This is a genomic window from Robiginitalea sediminis (assembly GCF_002198115.1).
Taxonomy (GTDB): Bacteria; Bacteroidota; Bacteroidia; order Flavobacteriales; family Flavobacteriaceae; genus Robiginitalea; species Robiginitalea sediminis.
Window position 1 is genome coordinate 322105 of record NZ_NGNR01000001.1, and the last position, 19396, is coordinate 341500.

Below are 19396 nucleotides of genomic sequence, written 5' to 3' on the forward strand. Positions count from 1 at the left end.
TCGGATTTTTCCGACCGGGATATTGTGAATTCTTCAAAAACAGGGGGTTGCAGTGGCTTCGGGGGTCCCGTCAGAAATGGCCTACCCAGGCCCACAAACGATGGCCGGAGCCGCAGCCTGGGAGTACAGCTATTGCGGAAGTGACCGGGACTACTCTACCGTAACCGATTTTGCCAGGTTGCGCGGCTGGTCCACATTGCATCCGCGCATGACGGCGATGTGGTAAGACAACAGCTGTAGGGGAATGGTTGTCAGCAAGGGGGAGAGGCATTCCGAGGTTTCCGGGATTTCCACCACGTGGTCCGCCAGTTCCCGTACCTGCTCGTCACCCTCGGTGACCACGGCGATGATTTTACCCTTCCTGGACTTGATCTCCTGGATATTGCTGACCACCTTTTCGTAGTGGCCTTTGCGGGTGGCAATCACAAAGACGGGCATGTGTTCGTCTATGAGGGCAATAGGGCCGTGTTTCATCTCGGCCGCAGGATATCCTTCGGCGTGGATATAGCTGATTTCCTTCAGCTTGAGCGCACCTTCCAGGGCTACGGGGAAGTTATACCCGCGCCCCAGGTACAGGCAGTTTGTGGAGTCTTTATAGGCACGGGCGATATGTTCTACCTCCGGGTTGGACTCCAGCACGCGTTCCACCTTTCCGGGAATGGCCTCGATTTCGGTTAGCATGTTGCGGAAATGGGATTCCGATATGGTTCCCGCCTCCTTGGCGAGCTTGAGTGCCAGGAGGGTAAGAACGGTAATCTGGGTGGTAAAGGCCTTGGTAGACGCCACCCCGATTTCCGGTCCCGCATGGGTGTAGGCCCCGGCATCGGTTTCCCGGGCAATGGAAGAACCCACCACATTGCAGACCCCGAAAACGAAGGCCCCATGGGATTTCGCCAATTTGATCGCAGCCAGGGTATCTGCCGTTTCCCCCGACTGGGAAATGGCTATGACCACATCCTTATCCGTAATCACCGGGTTTCGGTAGCGGAACTCGGAGGCGTACTCTACCTCGACAGGGATACGGGCAAGGTCCTCGAAGATATATTCGGCCACAAGGCCTGCATGCCATGAGGTGCCACAGGCCACAATAATGATGCGGTTGGCATTGCGGAAACGCTCCAGGTGCTGGTCCACGCCAGCCATTTTTACCAGGCCCTGGTCTGCCCTGAGACGACCCCGGAAGGTGTCCCTGATGGCGTGGGGCTGCTCGTAAATCTCCTTGAGCATAAAGTGCTCGAAGCCGTTTTTCTCGATAGCCTCCAGGTTCAGTTGCAACTCCTGCACCATGGGGTAGGCCACGCGGTCGTCCTTGATCTTGCGAAGCTTTATTTCCTTGCCCCGCCGTATGATCGCCATCTCCTCGTCTTCGAGGTATACGGCATTATTGGTGTATTCGATAAAGGGGGAGGCATCCGAGGCGATAAAGAACTCGTCCTCGCCGATGCCGATGGCCAGGGGGGAGCCCAGCTTGGCCACTACGATCTCATCGGGTTTGGTGCGGTCGAACACCGCTATGGCATAAGCCCCGATGACCTGGTTAAGCGCAATCTGAACCGCCTTCCCAAGCTTGACGTTTTCCTTCTTTTTAACCTCCTCGATAAGGTTGACCAGGACCTCGGTGTCCGTATCGGAATGGAAGACGTACCCACGCTGGATAAGCTCTTTTTTGATGGATTCGTAATTCTCGATAATCCCGTTGTGGATAATCACAAGGTCTCCGGAATTGGAAAGGTGCGGGTGGGCGTTGCGCTTATTGGGTTCCCCGTGGGTAGCCCAGCGGGTATGCCCGATGCCAAGGGTACCGTCCAGGGTCATTTCGCTGGCAGCGATGGCCCTGAGGTCATCCACCTTCCCCGGAGTCCTGGAAACATTGATATTGCCGTCGTCGTAGAGCGCTACGCCGGCACTGTCATACCCCCGGTATTCCAAACGCTGTAAGCCCTTGATAATGATTGGGTACGCGTTGCGGTTCCCGATATATCCTACTATTCCGCACATAACTCAAAAAATGGAATTCAAAAATGGGTCGATTGTCCAGATAAAGGTACTACAAGAAACCGCAGCACCTGATTCTACCTGTTGAATAACGAAAAATCTCTGTGTCTGGTATATTCAGGGGTCAATAACGGTGTAGTATATCTCCAGCTGCAACCGCCTCGGGTCTGAGGGGTCTACATTGCTGCCCACCAGAACGGTCCCCAGCGGGCTAAGCGCACTGCTGATCGGGAGTTCCTTCTCAGGGCCTTCGCCATCGGAGACCAGAGCGCCTTCCGCTCCTGCCAGCCTGAGGTCCGGGGTGGTCATCAGGCCCAGGCGGGCGTTGACCGAATCCCGGATTACGATGTTATTGATGTGCTCGGTAATGTTCACGGTATACTTTTCACCAACCGGTCCGTCCTTCTGCAGGAAACCGTCGTAATTCAGAAAGGCCCCGAAGGGGTCGTTGGCCGTGTTGGTCTCCGTAAGCAAGTTGTACAAGGGCTGGTTGGTCTCGGCGTTGTAGACATAGAGCCTGGGGGGTTCGTCCCTGCCCACGGGCATGGCTTCCTGGTCTACGTAAAAGGTGAGGTATGCCGCGTTGATAATCCAGTTCTCCTGTTTGATCTGGTTGATAATCTCCCCGCCTCCCAGCTGGTCGAAAAGGTCCAGTTCCGCATAAGTGCCGCTACCCCCCTTGAGATAAATCCGCGAGGCATTCTGCCCGGTGCTGATCTGCTCCGATACGGATGCCGGGTAGGGATCGCTATTGAGCGTATTCAGGGCATTCCCCAGGATTTCCTGGGTCCCGCCTCCGGTAAGCAGTAAAAGTTCGTACTGGGAAGAGGCCACCCCCTCATCCGAGGTGGTGTCGTAATCGTATTCCACGGTAACGCGGGCCTGGGTCAGGTCCAGCAGAAGCATCATTTCCTCCCCGGCCGCCGGGGTGATGGAAAGGTGTATCCCGCGCAGGAAGTTCTGGAAATTGGCATTGCTCAGCAACTCCAGCTGCCCTTCCAGGTCCAGGAAGTTTTCCTGGAAGAAGTCGGGGTCCAGTTCCACCAGGATGCCAGGCGCCCTCCGGTCGTCCACAACGGTCTGGGATTCGTCCTCCTCGGTATCCGGGTCGTCTTCCTCGAAGGTGAGGATCTCCTGGTTGGAAATCGTTACCGGCCCCTCAAAGAGCACCTCATCGACAAAATCCGGGGCGATCTGAAGATTGGAATAATTGGGTTGGGCCTCCGAAAATCCGGAGCCGGGGTCCAGTTCGCTCAGGAAATACGTGGAGCGCTCCACCTTGAGGGTGAAGGTCTGTTCCCGGTTGCCGTAAATACTGTCCAAATCCCGCGTAATGGGAAAAATGTTGTTGGCGGTCTGGGGGTCCTCCCCGTCCAGAAGGCCGTCGTTGTCGGTGTCGGGGTTAAGCGGGTCCGTGCCCCCAACGCGTTCCTGGTTATTGGTGAGGCCGTCATTGTCCGAATCGTTGTTGGGGTCGTCCTCAAAACCGGGTTCTTCGGCATCGATAACCCCGTCCAGGTCAGAGTCTGCACCATTGTCGAAGAAATAAGGGAGGTATAGCTTCACGGAAGTAACCCGTTCGTTCTCCACTATGGCATTGGCATCGGTATCCTCCCGGAACTGGGAATAAACCCCAAAGGTCGGATTCTGACCGGTGGAAAGGCTCAGCTGTGCCGTAATGCGGCCCTCGGTAGGCCCGTAAACCGGGTCGTTGAACACCCCTAACTGGTATACGGGGAGGCGGTTGGTGGGTACGGCATCGATTTTTCTGTTGTAGGCAAAGACCTCGTAAGTGGCCTTCCCTGTGCCAAAGGGCTTCCCGCCGATGACGCCCTGACCGAGGGTAAGCGGATCTTCTTCGCAGGATACCGCACCGGCAATCAAACACAACCCCGCAACTACGGAGAACAACAGTCGCTTCATATCCGCTACCTATTTTAGGACTTCGGTATTGTAGAAATTGGTGTATGCCTCCTCGAACTCCTGGAAGGGCACATAGGGCAATACCGGTTTATCGAGCTTGGCAATGTAATCCCCCAGGTCCTGGGGAATATCTTCGGCGGCTAAGATAACGGCGTCCGAATAATCCATGGCCACTTTTAACAAATTATTGTAGGACGGGGTTTTCAGGGACTCCACCTGTGCCTCGGAGATATTGTCGAAGGCTATTTTGGCGCCGAGTTCCGGGTTGAGGCTTCCTTCGAAACTCCGGCCGTAGACGGAGGTGACGATTTTACTGTCTGCAAACAAGGGCTCATCTGCGTAGTACTCCCTCAGATACAGGGGCAGCAGGGATGCCATCCAGCCATGGACATGGATAATGTCCGGTGACCAGTTCAGTTTCTTGACCGTTTCCACCACCCCCTTGGCAAAGAAAATGGCCCTCTCGTCGTTGTCCGGAAAGAGGTTGCCGTCCGAATCCGCAAACGTGGCTTTACGTTTGAAGTATTCCTCGTTGTCTATAAAGTACACCTGAATGCGCTCCTTGGGAATAGAGGCCACCTTGATAATCAGAGGCATGTCCATATCGTTGATCACCAGGTTCATACCGGAAAGGCGGATGACCTCGTGCAATTGGTGCCGCCGCTCGTTGATGTTCCCGTAGCGCGGCATGAATATCCGGATCTGGCCGCCTTTGCTGTTGACCATCCGGGGTGCTTCGTAAGACATCAGGGAAACCTCGTTCTCGGGTAAGTAGGGCACTAATTCAGAAGATACAAACAATATCTTTTTACCATTCATAAAGCGCGGTATTTGATTCGCGAGGAAACGTAGCCGCAAAATTACAAAAATTATGCAGAATAGCCGTAATTATAGTAAGTTTGCACCCCATTTGAGGGGCCTATGCAGCTATTGAAAACCAAATCCGGACTACGGAATTTCCGCAAGGAAGCACGCCTTTCAGGGAAGACCGTGGGGCTGGTGCCCACTATGGGGGCCCTCCACTCCGGGCACCTGGAGCTGGTTAAACGGGCACTCTCTGAAAATGAGGTGGTTATCGTCAGTATTTTTATCAATCCTACCCAGTTCGACAACCCGGAAGACCTCAGTAACTACCCAAGGGGCCTGGAACGGGATATGGAGGCCCTGGAAACCCTGGGAAAACCCCTTGTGGTTTTTGCCCCGGAGGTAGATGAAATGTATCCGGACCGCGTAGATTCGCAGCGGTACAACTTCGACGGGTTGGACCAGGTGATGGAAGGCGCCCACCGCACCGGACACTTTGACGGGGTCGGGACCATTGTGGAAGCCCTGCTCCGCCTGGCAGAACCCACCCGTGCCTACTTCGGGGAGAAGGATTACCAGCAATTGCAGATTATCCGCAAACTTGTAGAAAACAGGAAGTTACCCGTGGCTATTATCCCCTGCCCAATTGTGCGGGAAGCCGACGGCCTGGCCATGAGTTCCCGCAATGCACGCCTGTCGGCCCCCTTACGCGCCCAGGCCCCCTTCCTTTACAAAACCCTGCAGCGTGCCAAAGCGATGTTTGGCACGAAAAGTGCTACCCAGGTAAAGGAATTTGTACGGGCGGCCTTTGCCGATCATCCGGAGTTTAAACTGGAGTACATTGAAATTGCCAATGCAGATACCCTCAGGCCAGTAATGCGCAAGGGGAAAGGGAAAAAATACCGCGCCTTTGCCGCAGCCTACCTGGGTGGGGTCCGGCTCATCGACAACATCGCCCTTAATTAAGTATCTTTGCCCCATGAAAATTGAAGTCGTCAAGTCCAAGATTCACCGCGTCCGGGTAACGGGAGCCGACCTGAATTACATCGGTTCCATTACCATAGACGAAGACCTGATGGACGCAGCCAATATCATCCAGGGGGAAAAGGTGCAAGTCGTTAACAACAATAACGGTGAGCGCCTGGAAACCTATGCCATCCCCGGACCCCGGGGAAGTGGGGAAGTCACCCTTAACGGGGCGGCGGCCCGCAAGGTGGCAGTGGGTGACATCCTGATCCTGATTACCTATGCCTGGATGGAAGTGGAGGAAGCCCGAAGCTTCAACCCGGCCCTGGTGTTCCCCGACGAAGCCACCAACCTGCTCCGATAACCTTGAAGCCCGGCCTTAAAAAAGCGCTTAAGATTGTCCTGCCCATTGCCCTTGGGCTTTTCCTCATCGGATATTCCTACCAGATGACCTCTCCGGAGGATAGGGGTGAGATCGTCCGCTATATCCGGGAAGCCAATTTGTTCTGGGTGGGCATTTCCATCCTGATTGGCATCCTGAGCCATATCAGCCGGGCCATCCGGTGGAATTACCTGCTGGAGCCGATGGGGTACCGCCCGCGAATCCGCAATAACATCCTCATTATCCTGATGGCATACCTGGCCAACCTGGGCATCCCCCGCTCCGGGGAATTCCTGCGGGCCACTGCCCTGGCCACTTACGAAGGCGTCCCCTTCCAGAAGGGGTTCGGGACCATCGTCACCGAGCGGATCATAGACCTGATCATGCTTTTCCTGGTCATCCTGATCACCCTGGTTGCCCAGACCGATATCATTTCCGGGTTCCTCTCCGAGCAGGGCCTTGGCCTTACCGGCAGCCTGGTCCTGCTCGTTGGGGGCATTGCCGGGCTTTTTATCCTCCGCGCCTTCCTCCGGATGTCGGATTCCCCCCTGGCCCTGAAAATGCGCGGGTTTATCCGCGGCCTGCTGGAAGGGGTCCTCAGTGTCTTCAAAATCCGACGGAAATGGGCCTTTTTGGGCCATACTGTCTTTATCTGGGGAGCGTATTTCGCCATGTTCTGGGTCGTGAAGTACACCGTCCCGGAAACGGTATCCCTGGATCCGGGCCAGTTGCTGGTGGCCTTTGTGGCCGGGGCTTTTGCCATGACGGCCACCCCCGGAGGCCTGGGCCTGTACCCCATTGCAGTAAGCCAGAGCCTGGGGCTCTTCGGGATCAGTGCGGTTTCCGGGGATGCCTTCGGGTGGATCATGTGGATTGCCCAGACCCTGATGGTCTTCGTTTTCGGTGCAATATCTTTCCTGTTGCTGCCGTTATGGAACAGGGCCGAATAAGCCCTGCACCAAGCGCAAAACCAGTCCTATGAAACGTCTTTTGGCCGCCATGGCGGCATTTTTCTGCCTGCTGCCCCTTGCGGCCCAGGTCAAACAGGAAATTTTTGAATCCTTCAAACTGCAGGAGCGACGGGATGTGAGCTACTATATCCCGGAATCCTACACCCCGGACAAACAGTACCCCCTGGTGATTGTCCTCGATGCCGAACGCCTCTTCGACCAGGTGGTGGCCGTCTCCAAATACCACAGCAAATACCAGGGGATGCCCGAGACCCTTATCGTGGGGATCCACCAGGAAAAGGACGACCTGCGCTGGTACGATTGTGCCTTTGAAGAAGACAGCGGCCTGCCTTCGGACAAGGGCAAGGCCTTTTACGAATTCATCGGGCTGGAACTGATCCCTTACATGGTAAGCGCCTATAATGTGGCGCCCTTTAAAATGATTGTGGGGTACGACATCACGGCCAATTTCGGCAACTTTTACCTCTTCAAAGAAGCCTCGCTCTTCCATGGGTTTATCAGCATCTCCCCCTTCCTGGCCCCGGAAATGGAAACACGCGTACCCATGCGGCTTGCCGAACTGGACCAGCAAATCTTCTATCACCTCATTGCGGAAGGGGCCCCCGGCAAAGACCTGGAACGCATCAAAGCCATGGATGCCGGGATCGGACAGATCAAGCGGGAAGGGCTTCACTACTATTTTGACCTATACCCGGAGGCCGACGACATCTCCATTGGCGCCTATGGCATCAGCCAGGCCTGGGACCGCACCTTTTCCCTGTTTAAGCCCATCAGCCCCCGGGAATACCGGGAAAACATCCTGACTTCGGAAGAACCGGTCTTCAGCTACCTGGAAAACCGCTACAACACCATCGAATCCCTTTTCGGCTTCCGCAAAAGCGTGGACCTGGACGATGTACTGGCCATCTATGCCGGGTGCAGGAAAAAGGGCGACTTCGAATCCCTTAAACCCCTGTCGGACCTCTGCAAGGAGGCCTTCCCGGAAACCATGCTCGGCTTTTATTTCGAAGGGGAGTACTACGAGGAACTCGGGGAACCCAAGAAAGCCCTCCGCACCTTCGAAAAGGCCTTCGGGATGGAGGAAATCGACTTCCTGACCAAGGAGATGGCCCTGGAGAAAATGGATGCCCTGAAGGCGGACTTCGGGTTCTGACCCACAGGCGTATCCCCGCTTGCCCATTGCGCAGGAGCGCGTATCTTTAGGCCAAAGTCCTTCCTTCGCTATGGCCAAGACCAAAACGGCTTATTTCTGCCAGAACTGCGGTGCCCAATTTGCCAAATGGCAGGGGCAATGCACCTCCTGCAAATCCTGGAACACCCTGGCCGAGGAAGTCCTGGAAGCCCCGAAAACCGCGGGCTGGCAAAGCGCTGATACCCCCAGAAAAGCAAGCAAACCGCTCCCGGTGGGCCAAATCCGGTCCGAAGCAGAAATGCGGGTACCCCTGGGGGACGCGGAACTGGACCGCGTGCTGGGGGGCGGGCTCGTGCCCGGGTCGCTGACCCTGCTGGGCGGGGAGCCCGGGATTGGCAAAAGCACGCTGATGCTCCAACTGGCCCTGAAGCAGGACTTTACCACCCTTTATGTGTCCGGGGAGGAAAGCCAGCGGCAGATTGCAATGCGCGCCCAGCGGATTGCCCCCGGGGCCGAAGCCTGCTACATCCTTACGGAGACCAACACCAGCAGGATTTTCCAGCAAATTGAGGCTGTAAAGCCCGGGCTGGTGGTGGTAGACAGCATCCAGACCCTGCACTCAGACTACCTGGAAGCCGGGGCCGGAAGCATCTCCCAGATCCGGGAATGCACGGCAGAACTGATCAAATTTGCCAAGGTCTCCAACATCCCCGTGATCCTGATCGGGCATATCACCAAGGACGGCACCATTGCCGGGCCCAAGATCCTGGAGCACATGGTAGATACGGTCCTGCAGTTTGAGGGCGACCGCAACCACCTCTTCCGCATTGTACGCAGCCTTAAAAACCGCTTCGGGTCCACTTCCGAACTGGGGATTTACGAAATGAAGGGGGATGGGCTCCATCCGGTAGCCAACCCCTCGGAAATCCTGATTTCCAAGGGCACCGAGGCCTTGAGCGGGACCGCCATTGCAGCCACCGTGGAGGGCATCCGCCCCCTGCTGATCGAAATCCAGGCCCTGGTGAGTACGGCCGTATATGGCACCCCCCAGCGCTCGGCCACGGGCTTCCCGCCCAGGCGCCTGAACATGCTGCTGGCAGTCCTGGAAAAACGGGCCGGCTTTAAGCTGGCCGCCAAAGATGTCTTCCTGAATATTACAGGGGGGATCCATGTAGACGACCCGGCCATAGACCTGGCCGTATTGGCCGCCATCCTCTCCAGCACCTCAGACATCGCCCTGGAGCGGGGCGCCTGCTTTGCAGGAGAAGTGGGGCTGGCCGGCGAAATCCGCCCGGTCCCGCGAATAGACCAGCGCATAGGGGAAGCCCAAAAGCTGGGCTTTACCCGGATCTTTATTTCCTCCCATGCCAAAACCAGCCTAAAGAAACCGGGCATAGAGATTGTCCGGGTGGGCAAAGTGGAGGACTTGTTGCGGCGGCTTTTTGGATGATATTCAATGGGTAAATGAACCGGTATGTTAATGTGCTAATGTGCTAATGGGTTAATGGGCAAAAGTGATCATTTTCAAATTTTCAAATTAGCACATTAGCACATTAATCAGGGCGCCGGATTAGGATATTGCTCATGCACAGCCTCCAATTCCTGCAGAACCTCTGTAGAAAGCTCCAGGTCGATGCTGCCGATATTCTCCTGTAACTGCTCCATGGAGGTGGCCCCGATAATGTTGCTGGTCAGAAAGGGCCTGGAGGTGACAAAGGCCAGGGACATCTGTGCCAGGGAAAACCCGTGCCGGTCCGCAATATCCTTGTACGCCTGGGTAGCTGCCGTTGCCGTTTCGCTGCTGTAGCGCTTGTAATTTGGAAAAAGGGTAATGCGGGCCTTCTCCGGGCTGCGGCCCCCCAGGTATTTCCCGCTGAGCACTCCGAAACCGAGGGGTGAATAGGCTAATAACCCGATTTTAGCGCGGTGTGAGACTTCGGCCAGGCCCACCTCGAAGGTCCGGTTGAGCAAACTGTACGGGTTCTGGATGGTGATCATCCGGGGCAGCCCGGCATGCACCTTGGCCTCCTCCAGGTAGCGCATGGTCCCCCATGGGGTTTCGTTGGAAAGGCCTACCTGGCGGATCTTCCCCTGGCCGATAAGGTCTGCCAGGGTCTCGAGCACCTGGTGGATATTGTCCTCCCAATGGTCGTCCGACCGGTGTTCATACCCCCTTTTCCCGAAATAATTCGTGTTGCGTTCCGGCCAGTGCAGCTGGTAGAGGTCGATATAGTCCGTCTGCAGGCGGCGCAGGCTTCCCTCCACAGCCTCCCGGATGGACTCCGGGCTGAAGCCCGTAGTCCGGATGTATTTGGTAAATGGGGCCTTCCCGGCAATTTTGGTGGCCAGGACAATTTCGCTGCGTTTTCCGGTTTTCTTGAACCATTTGCCAATGTATTCCTCTGTGAGCGAGTGGAAATCCGCATGGGGTGGAATGGGGTATAACTCTGCCGTATCGAAGAAGTTGATGCCCTGCGCTACGGCGTAGTCCATTTGCTGGTGCCCTTCGGCCTCGGTATTCTGGCGGCCCCAGGTCATGGTGCCCAGGCAGATCTTGCTAACCTTTATGTCGGTATTCGGGAGCGTAGTGTATTTCATGGATGGTTTGGATATGCGTTACGATTCGCTGAGTTCTAAAAGGATGGGGCAATGGTCGCTGTGCATGGCACTGGGGAGGATCACCGAGCGTTTCAGCCGGGGTTCCAGGGGGGTGGAGACCATGCCGTAATCCAGGCGCCAGCCCTTGTTCTTTGCCCGGGCACCCGCCCGGTAGGTCCACCAGGTATAGTGGTGCGGGTCCGGGTTAAAGTACCGGAAGCTGTCTATAAAACCGCTGTCTATGAAGTTGCTGATCCATTCCCGTTCTACGGGGAGGAAGCCGGATACATTCTTATTGCGGACCGGGTCGTGGATATCGATGGCCCTGTGGCAGATGTTGTAGTCCCCCAAAATGACCAGTTCCGGCTTCTCTGCCTTTAACCGGTTCACGTACTGTTGGAAATCCGCCATGTACCGGATTTTATGCTCCAGGCGGGCTATGTTGGTTCCGGAAGGCAGGTAGAGGCTCATGACCGAAACGCCCCCGAAATCGGCCCTCAGGTTGCGCCCTTCCTCGTCCATATAGCCTATCCCGGTCCCGAATTCCACGTGGTCCGGGCGCTGGCGGGAGAGGATGGCCACCCCGCTGTATCCCTTTTTCTGGGCGGGGTACCAGTAATGGTAGGGGTACCCGGCCTTGTGGAATGCTTCCAGGTCCAGCTGGTCTTCCTGCGCCTTGATCTCCTGCAGGCAGATCACGTCCGGCCCGGTCTGCACCAGCCATTGCAGGAAGCCTTTCCTTATGGCGGCGCGGATACCGTTAACGTTATAGGATGCAATCTTCAATGCGGGCGGGTTTCCCGCAAAAATAACCATTGCCCGGGAGTCGTGAAAACAGCGTTCCGCGGGCAGCCTAATTTTACCCTTATCTTTACGGTTTTAATCCCTGGTACGTGAAACGCATCTGCCTCATTTTCCCCCTGCTTTTCTGGCTTTACCCGGCCCTATCCCAGCAAACTCCCAAGGACAGTATCATTGGCCTGGACGAAGTGGTCCTCAGCCTGGAACGCGACCCGTCTTCTGCCCTGGGCCTGGTGCCCGTCGAAACCCTCACAGAACAGGCCATCCGCCTGCAAAACCCGGTAGACTTCGCCGGGACCCTGAACCAGGTGCCCGGCCTCTATATGCTCTCCGGCGCCCTGAACACCAACCGCATCACCATCCGGGGGGTAGGGGCCCGGACCCCGTTCGGCACGGACAAGCTGAGGATGTACTTTAACGACATCCCGGTAACCAACGGCACGGGGGTATCGGCACTGGAAGCCTACGACCTGGAGGACCTCTATGCCATCCGCGTGGTAAAAGGGCCTAAATCCGGGGCTTACGGGGCTGCATTGGGCGGTGCCCTGTTGCTGGAAAGCGACCGTCCCATCCAGGATGGCACCTTTTTGAGGAGCAGGACCACCACGGGTTCTTACGGGATGTTTAAGACCAACCTGGCCCTGGAACACCAGGACGGAAACCTCAGCGCGGAGGTGCGCTACAACAAACTGACCACCCAGGGATACCGGGAGAACAACGCCTTCGACCGGGATGGAGTCCTGGTAGGGATTACCCAGTCTTTTTCCGAGGACCACCAGCTCTCTCTCCTGGCCAATTATATCGATTACCGGGCCGAAATCCCGAGTTCCCTGAACCGGACCGATTTTGAAACGGAGCCCACCAAAGCCGCCTTTACCTGGGCTGCAGCCAAAGGCTATGAAGCCAACCGCTACAGTCTTTTCGGCCTGGCCAACCGCATGAAGCTGGGCAAGGCCCTGGAAAATACCACCAGCCTTTTTGCCACCTACCTGGACCACTATGAGCCGCGGCCCTTCAACATTCTGGACGAAACCACCTTCGGGTATGGCCTCCGAACCGTGTTCCGCCTTCCGCTGAGCCCTGCGGGGGCACAGGCGGAATGGGGAGGGGAACTCTACCGGGACCGCTACCAGTGGAGCACGTACGAGAACCGCTATGAGGACAACAACGGGAACGGCAGCCTGCAGGGGGACCAACTCTCGCGCAACAAGGAATTCCGCAACCAGTTTTTTGCTTTTGCCAGTTTGAGCTGGCCCGTGGCACCCCGCCTTACAGCACGCGCCGGCCTGTCCCTGAACCATACCCGGTACGATTACCGCGACCTCTTCCGGACCGGGACGGATAACCGTTCCGGGAAAAGGGACTTCGACCCGGTACTGCTACCCAGTTTCGACCTGAGATATGAGGCCCCGGGGGGCTCCTCCCTCTACCTGAATGTCAGCCGGGGCTTCAGCAACCCGGGGCTGGAGGAAACCCTGACCCCGGACGGGCTAGTAAACCCGGAAATCGGGCAGGAAAAAGGGGTCAATTACGAGGCCGGGGGGCAATGGCTGGCGGTTGAAGGGCGCTTGAGGGTTTCGGGCTCCCTGTACCGGATGGAGATCCGGGACCTGCTGGTAGCCGAACGGGTGGGAGACGACCAGTTTGTGGGGCGCAATGCCGGCCGCACCCGCCACCAGGGGCTGGAACTCCTAGCGGAATACCAATGGCCCATAGGCCGCTGGAACCTGGCCCCATACCTCTCCTATTCCCTGAGCGACCATAGTTTCAGGGAATTTGTGGACGGGGATAACAATTATTCCGGGAACCCCCTTACCGGGGTCCCACGCCACAGGGTATACGGGGGGGTGCGCCTTCGGAGCCAGGGCGGTATGTACTGGAACACAACCTACCAGTATGTGGACCCCATACCCCTGCGGGACGACGCCTCGGTCTACAGCGATCCCTACCAGCTGCTGAGTATGCAATGGGGGTATCGAAGGGCGCTGACGGGAAAACTAACTGCCGAATTCCAGTTGGGCATCAACAACCTGGCCAACGCGAATTACGCCAGCTCGGTCCTGATCAATGCCGGGAGTTTCGGGGGCGCCCAGCCGCGGTACTTCTACCCCGGCAATAACCGGAATTACTACACCGGCCTGCTGCTGCTCTGGGCCCTTTAGGCAGGCTGCTCCATCCGCTGCAGCCATTGCTTCATATCCACTTCCTGGTGGATATGGGCGGCGAGGGCATCTATGGAAACGCGCTTTTGCTCCATGGTATCCCGATAGCGGAGCGTCACGGTGCGGTCTTCCAGACTCTGGTGGTCTACCGTAATGCAGAAAGGGGTGCCGGCGGCATCCTGGCGGCGGTAGCGGCGGCCTACAGCATCCTTTTCGTCGTACTGCACATTGAAATCCCACTTGAGCAGGTCCACGATTTCGTGGGCCAGCTCCGGCAACCCATCGCGCTTGATTAACGGCAGGATGGCTGCTTTGGTGGGTGCCAGTACGGCCGGCAACCGCAAGACGGTCCGGCTACTGCCGTCCTCCAGGGTCTCTTCCTGCAAGGCGTGGGAGAAGATCGCCAGGAACATCCGGTCCAGGCCAATGGAAGTCTCCACCACGTACGGCACATAATGCTCCTCGAGTTCCGGGTCGAAATACTGCAGTTTCTTTCCGGAGTATTTCTCGTGGTTGCCCAGGTCGAAGTCGGTACGGGAATGGATGCCCTCCAGTTCCTTGAAACCAAAGGGGAAGCGGAATTCGATATCGGCCGCGGCATCGGCATAGTGGGCGAGTTTTTCGTGGTCGTGGAAGCGGTAGTTCTCCGGCCCCATCCCCAAGGACAGGTGCCATTTCATCCGGGCCTCCTTCCAGTGCTCGTACCACTCCTTCTGGCTGCCGGGGCGGATAAAGAACTGCATCTCCATCTGCTCGAATTCCCGCATGCGGAAAATAAACTGCCGGGCTACAATTTCATTCCGGAAGGCCTTCCCTACCTGTGCGATCCCGAATGGGATTTTCATCCGTCCGGATTTCTGCACATTGAGGAAGTTCACGAAAATCCCCTGGGCGGTCTCCGGCCTGAGGTACAGGTCCATGGCGGTGTCTGCACTGGCGCCCAGCTTGGTGCCGAACATAAGGTTGAACTGCTTGACATCCGTCCAGTTGCGGGATCCGGAAAGGGGACATACAATCTCGAGTTCCTCGATAAGGGCCTTTACATCGGCCAGGTCCTCCTTTTCAAGGGAACGGGCCAGGCGCTGGATAATGGCCTGGGACTCTTCCTGGTACTTCAGCACCCTCGGGTTGGTAGCCATAAACTGGTCCTGGTCGAAGGCATCGCCGAAGCGCTTGGCCGCCTTGGCCACTTCCTTCTCTATCTTGGCCTCGATCTTGGCCACGTGGTCCTCTACCAGGACGTCTGCCCGGTAGCGCTTTTTGGAGTCCTTATTGTCGATCAGGGGGTCGTTGAAGGCATCTACGTGCCCGGAGGCCTTCCAGGTGGTGGGGTGCATAAAAATAGCGGCGTCTATGCCCACGATGTTCTCGTTGAGCTGCACCATGGCCTTCCACCAGTATTCCCGGATGTTTTTCTTGAGTTCCGCCCCGTTCTGGGCGTAATCGTAAACGGCGCTCAAACCGTCATAAATCTCGCTGGACTGGACTACATACCCGTATTCCTTCGCGTGCGATATTACTTTCCTGAAATCGTCTTCTTGCTTTGCCATTGGGCAAAAATAGAATATTCAGGGAAAAAGGCCGATGATTATTTCAGCTGAAATTCCGTGGTGGCGAGGAGTTTCTCATCCTCGAAAACATTGAGGGTATAGATGCCCGGTTGCAGGGAGCCTTCCGGTACGGTAATGAAGTCGCAGATTTTCATTTCCTCGCCCAGGAAGATGAGTTCGGCCCGCTTGCTGTAGATATTGCCGTTGACCGAAACAATGGTGGCATTGTCTTCGATAACCTGCATGTTGGGACCCAGGAATTGCAGGTAGAGCACCTTCTCTTCCGAGACCACATTAGGGTTGCCCATAACCGTGACGCACCCCCGGAGCTTTTCGATGGTAGAGGCCTTGTTGGTCCGGATAGGCCGCTCCGAGCGCATGCGGAAGCCGCTGCCTTCGGGGTCCTGCAACTTCAGGTAGCTCTTGCGCTTGAGCTCCTGGCTCAGTTCGCGGATTTTCTCGCGCTGCAACGCCTCGGCCTCGGCCAGGGTATTGCTGCGGCCCCGCAATTCCTCAATGAGGTCGCGGGCTTCCTCGTACCGGTCTGCCAGGACACTGTTGTTGTATTGCAGGTAGTTGTTGCGCAGTTTTATACTGTCGTACCGTGATTCCAATTTGCGGAGTTCGCGCCGAAATTCGCGCAGCTTGGCAATGTCGTAGTTGAGTTGGCCCACGGAGTCCATGAGCTGCTGGACGCGGTCCCGGCTGTCTTCCAGTTCAATTTCGTTGACCTCGTTCAGGGCCGAGAGCCGGTCTACCTCGGTGCGCATCAGGGTGAGGTCCTTCATAAGGAGCTCCCGTTCCTGCTCCAGGTAGGAAATCTCGGTTCGGGACTGGGCATAGCTGTAGTAGAACGCAATCAGGATGCCGATGATCACCGCAATGAGAGCGGCCAAAATGATCTTGAAGTTAAACTTGGTATCCTGAAAAGTCATTTGGGGAAGCCTCCTTTGTAGGTTAACGTATGAAATGCGGATTCGGTGTATTCCAAGGTTTCAAAAATACTAAATGGGGCCAACAACTTCCTGTTGCCCGCCCTCTGTTTTGGATGTAATGCCCACTTATATCGGGGAGAATCCCTGCTTTGTGCATTTTGTCGGCACGATTTGCCGCTCACCGAGTACTCTTTTGGGGAAGAAAACCCCGTAGACCGCATATTTTACGGGGAAGAAGCCGTAAAAAAAGCCTGGGCCCTGCTGCAGTATAAAGCCGGGGGCATGGTGCAGCACCTGGTCCACCAGCTCAAATACCAGGAACGGGAGGGCATTGGCAGGGCTTTCGGGGCCTGGATGGGTGAGGCCCTTTTGCGGGACCCTTTTTGCCCCTCATTCGATTTTATTGTCCCCGTTCCCCTGCACTGGCGCCGCCTGCTCCACAGGGGGTACAACCAGTGCCATGGGATGGCCAGGGCCCTGGCCGGGACCACCGGGGGGCACTATGCCCCCGGGCTGTTGGTACGGGAACGTTTCCGGCGCACCCAGACCCGCAAAGGGCGGCGGGGGAGGCATGCGGGGACAACCGGGGTCTTCCGGCTTCGCGGCAGGGAGTTGCCACGGGGGGCCCGCGTCCTGCTGGTAGACGATGTGATCACTACGGGGGCCACCCTTCGCGCCTGTTGCCAGGCGTTTGAAGCCGAGGGCGGAATATCCCTTTACATCGCCGCCCTCGCGGCCGTACCGTAGTTTCCCGATCTGTAAATTATATCGTTTCTTTGTGGCTCAGATCCCTGGCCTATGAACCTTCTTCGACGCCTGCCCACGGCGGCTTTTGCCCTCTGCCTGCTGGTGGCCCTGGCCCAGTGCGGGCGGCGCGGGTCTCCCAGCGGGGGCCCCAAGGATGTGACCCCCCCGGTATTGCTGCGGGCGGAGCCCGAAAACAGGACCACGGGCTTTTCGGCATCGCGCATCCGGCTGTACTTCGATGAGTACATCCGCCTGGAAGACGTCCAGAACCAGCTCATCATTTCGCCCCCCATGAAATACCCCCCGGAAATCAGCCCGTTGGGCGGAGCGAGCAAATACATCCAGATCGACATTGTGGACACCCTCCTGGAAAATACCACCTATACGCTCAACTTCGGGCAAAGCGTGGTAGACCACAATGAGGGGAATCCTTACCCGCTGCTGACCTATGTTTTCTCCACCGGAGATTTCCTGGATTCCCTGAGCCTTCAGGGGGCTGTGGCCGATGGGTACAACCGCACGGCCGACCCCTTTATCAGCGTAATGCTGTACGAGCTGGACAGCACCTATACGGACTCTACTGTTTACCAGGAGCCCCCCTATTACCTGACCAATACCCTGGACAGCGCCGTGGTCTTCCAGCTCAGCAACCTGAAGCCCGGCCAGTACCGGCTGATAGCCCTCAAGGACGAGGGGAAGGACAATACCTTTACCCCGAATGCCGACAAAATCGGGTTTGTGGCAGACACCATAACCCTTCCCACCGATTCCACCTATGTGCTGCGCCTGTTCCGGGAAATCCCGGAATACGGGGTCCGCACCCCCTCCTTTGCCGCCTCCAACCGCATCCTTTTCGGGTTTACCGGGGGGGTAGCCCCTTTGGTGGAGCCACTGACCCCTCTGCCCGATTCGGTCCGGACCGCCCTGGTCCGGGAACCCGGAAAAGACAGCCTGACCCTTTGGATGAGCCCCTTCGAAGCGGACTCGCTCAGGTTTGTCCTGACCCACCCGGAGCGCGAACAGCAGCGGGATACCTTTACCGTTAAGCCCATCTCCGGCCAGGCAGCCGACACCCTGAGGATCTCCTGGTCGCCAACGGGTTCGCTCACACCCCTGGACTCGGTGTATTTCGAAGCGACCCTGCCGCTGGTTTCGGTAGATACCGCCATGTTCCGGCTGGTAGACCAGGATACCGTCCCCGTACCCTTCTCCCTGCGGTCCGATTCTCTATCCTACCGGATCAACCTGGATTTTGAGAAAGCCCCCAACCAAACCTACCGCCTGGAAGTGTTCCCCGGGGCGATGACGGATTTTTTCATGGGGACCAACGACAGCCTGCAGACCCGGTGGAGTACAGGGGCCCCGGACGAGTTCGGCACCCTGAAGATGAACCTGGAAGGGGCTGTGACCTACCCGGTGGTGGCAGAGCTCATCGACCAGCGGGACCGCCTGATACGGCGCGTGGCCCTTTCCGAACCCCAGACGCTGGAATTCCCTTGGCTGAACCCCGGGACGTACCGGTTCCGGATCATCCTGGATGCCAACGGAAACGGGAAATGGGATACGGGTAAATTCCTGGAACAGCGACAGCCGGAGCGGGTCATCCACTTCCCTGCCCCCATAGAAATGCGGGCCAACTGGGAAGACGTGCGCACCTTTACCATCCGGGAGTAAAGCGGTCCCGGTCCTCCAGGAAACGCAACTGCCGGCGGGTATCCTCCAGGTGGGCCTTGGAAAGCTCTGCATGCAAGATGCCCGATTCCCCTTCCAGATAGGCCAGGGAAGCCCCAAGGGGGTCGTACACGGCCGAATGGCCGGAATATTCAAGTTTCGGGTCGGTGCCAACGCGGTTCACTCCCACCACATACGCCATATTCTCAATAGCCCTGGCCTTTAAAAGGGTGTCCCAGGCCGAAATACGGGCTACCGGCCAGTTGGCCACATAAATCAGCACATCGTAATCCTGGATGTTGCGGCTCCAGACCGGGAAGCGAAGGTCATAGCAGATTTGCAGGCAGCACTGAAACCCCCTGAAGGGGACAATTACCTGGCGGTTGCCGCGGGTATAGACCTTGTCCTCACCCGCCAGGGTAAAGGTATGCCGCTTGTCGTAGCTGTGGCAGGTCCCGTCGGGCTCCACAAGGAAGAAGCGGTTGTAAAACAGCTCACCCTCCGGCCAGACCAGGCTGCCCGCGATGGCGGCATCCGTTTTCCGGGCCCACCGGGCCATCCAGTCCAGGGATTTTTCCGCTTCCTCGGGCGGGATGTTGCGGGGTTCCATCGTAAAACCGCTGGTAAACATCTCGGGCAGGACGATAAGGTCGGTACCCGGGGCTATTTGTCCCAGGAGGCCGTCCAGGTGTTCCCGGTTGGCTACAGGGTCTTCCCAGGCAAGGGTGGTTTGGACCAGGGCAACGGTAAGGGTCATAG

Annotated in this window: 16 protein-coding genes; 8 read left to right on the plus strand and 8 right to left on the minus strand. The window is 57.2% G+C overall.

Going from position 1 to position 19396, the window contains the following annotated elements; translation table 11 throughout:
* Positions 1–150: 150 nt before the first annotated feature.
* The 3 genes from glmS to CA832_RS01485 form a co-directional block, all read right to left on the minus strand.
* Positions 151–1998 (minus strand): glutamine--fructose-6-phosphate transaminase (isomerizing), encoded by a 1848-nt coding sequence (gene glmS, locus CA832_RS01475; RefSeq protein ID WP_088339786.1) that lies wholly within the window; start codon positions 1996–1998, stop codon positions 151–153.
* Between the two features lie 114 nt (positions 1999–2112).
* Positions 2113–3918 (minus strand): DUF4270 domain-containing protein, encoded by a 1806-nt coding sequence (locus CA832_RS01480; protein ID WP_088339787.1) that lies wholly within the window; start codon positions 3916–3918, stop codon positions 2113–2115.
* Between the two features lie 9 nt (positions 3919–3927).
* Complete coding sequence (locus CA832_RS01485; protein WP_088339788.1) at positions 3928–4737, minus strand: glycogen/starch synthase; 810 nt, start codon at positions 4735–4737, stop codon at positions 3928–3930.
* Positions 4738–4839: 102 nt separating this feature from the next.
* Between CA832_RS01485 and panC the strand changes: the two genes are divergently transcribed.
* The 5 genes from panC (at position 4840) to radA (ending at position 9623) form a co-directional block, all read left to right on the plus strand.
* On the plus strand, positions 4840–5688 hold the full coding sequence (gene panC / locus CA832_RS01490) for a pantoate--beta-alanine ligase (protein ID WP_088339789.1): 849 nt from the start codon (positions 4840–4842) through the stop codon (positions 5686–5688).
* Positions 5689–5701: 13 nt separating this feature from the next.
* Positions 5702–6052: an aspartate 1-decarboxylase gene (gene panD, locus CA832_RS01495; RefSeq protein ID WP_088339790.1), complete on the plus strand. Its 351-nt coding sequence runs from the start codon at positions 5702–5704 to the stop codon at positions 6050–6052.
* Positions 6053–6054: 2 nt separating this feature from the next.
* Positions 6055–7020: a lysylphosphatidylglycerol synthase transmembrane domain-containing protein gene (locus tag CA832_RS01500; RefSeq protein WP_088339791.1), complete on the plus strand. Its 966-nt coding sequence runs from the start codon at positions 6055–6057 to the stop codon at positions 7018–7020.
* 28 nt (positions 7021–7048) lie between these two features.
* On the plus strand, positions 7049–8194 hold the full coding sequence (locus tag CA832_RS01505) for an alpha/beta hydrolase (RefSeq protein ID WP_088339792.1): 1146 nt from the start codon (positions 7049–7051) through the stop codon (positions 8192–8194).
* Between the two features lie 70 nt (positions 8195–8264).
* A complete protein-coding gene (gene radA, locus CA832_RS01510) occupies positions 8265–9623 on the plus strand; it encodes a DNA repair protein RadA (protein ID WP_088339793.1) in 1359 nt (452 codons plus the stop codon).
* Positions 9624–9730: 107 nt separating this feature from the next.
* On the opposite strand, the gene CA832_RS01515 is transcribed toward radA, so the two are convergent.
* Both CA832_RS01515 and CA832_RS01520 read right to left on the minus strand, forming a co-directional pair.
* Entirely contained in the window at positions 9731–10771 is a 1041-nt protein-coding gene (locus tag CA832_RS01515; protein ID WP_088339794.1) for an NADP(H)-dependent aldo-keto reductase, read from the minus strand.
* Between the two features lie 18 nt (positions 10772–10789).
* Positions 10790–11557, minus strand: a complete 768-nt coding sequence (locus tag CA832_RS01520) for an exodeoxyribonuclease III (RefSeq protein WP_088339795.1) — start codon at positions 11555–11557, stop codon at positions 10790–10792.
* 107 nt (positions 11558–11664) lie between these two features.
* On the opposite strand from CA832_RS01520, the gene CA832_RS01525 reads away from it, so the two are divergent.
* Entirely contained in the window at positions 11665–13734 is a 2070-nt protein-coding gene (locus tag CA832_RS01525; RefSeq protein WP_233131698.1) for a TonB-dependent receptor, read from the plus strand.
* On the opposite strand, the gene CA832_RS01530 is transcribed toward CA832_RS01525, so the two are convergent.
* Together CA832_RS01530 and CA832_RS01535 are read right to left on the minus strand one after the other, a co-directional pair.
* Entirely contained in the window at positions 13731–15284 is a 1554-nt protein-coding gene (locus CA832_RS01530) for a glycine--tRNA ligase (protein ID WP_088339796.1), read from the minus strand. The two genes, CA832_RS01525 and CA832_RS01530, sit on opposite strands and share 4 nt — an antisense overlap.
* Positions 15285–15322: 38 nt before the next feature.
* Positions 15323–16219: a hypothetical protein gene (locus tag CA832_RS01535; protein WP_088339797.1), complete on the minus strand. Its 897-nt coding sequence runs from the start codon at positions 16217–16219 to the stop codon at positions 15323–15325.
* Between the two features lie 171 nt (positions 16220–16390).
* Here CA832_RS01535 and CA832_RS01540 point away from each other — a divergent pair, with 171 nt between their 5' ends.
* On the plus strand, positions 16391–16966 hold the full coding sequence (locus CA832_RS01540) for a ComF family protein (protein ID WP_088339798.1): 576 nt from the start codon (positions 16391–16393) through the stop codon (positions 16964–16966).
* A gap of 51 nt (positions 16967–17017) precedes the next feature.
* Complete coding sequence (locus tag CA832_RS01545; protein ID WP_088339799.1) at positions 17018–18640, plus strand: Ig-like domain-containing protein; 1623 nt, start codon at positions 17018–17020, stop codon at positions 18638–18640.
* Here CA832_RS01545 and CA832_RS01550 read toward each other — a convergent pair.
* Complete coding sequence (locus CA832_RS01550) at positions 18624–19394, minus strand: amidohydrolase (RefSeq protein WP_088339800.1); 771 nt, start codon at positions 19392–19394, stop codon at positions 18624–18626. The genes CA832_RS01545 and CA832_RS01550 overlap by 17 nt on opposite strands.
* Between the last annotated feature and the right edge of the window lie 2 nt (positions 19395–19396).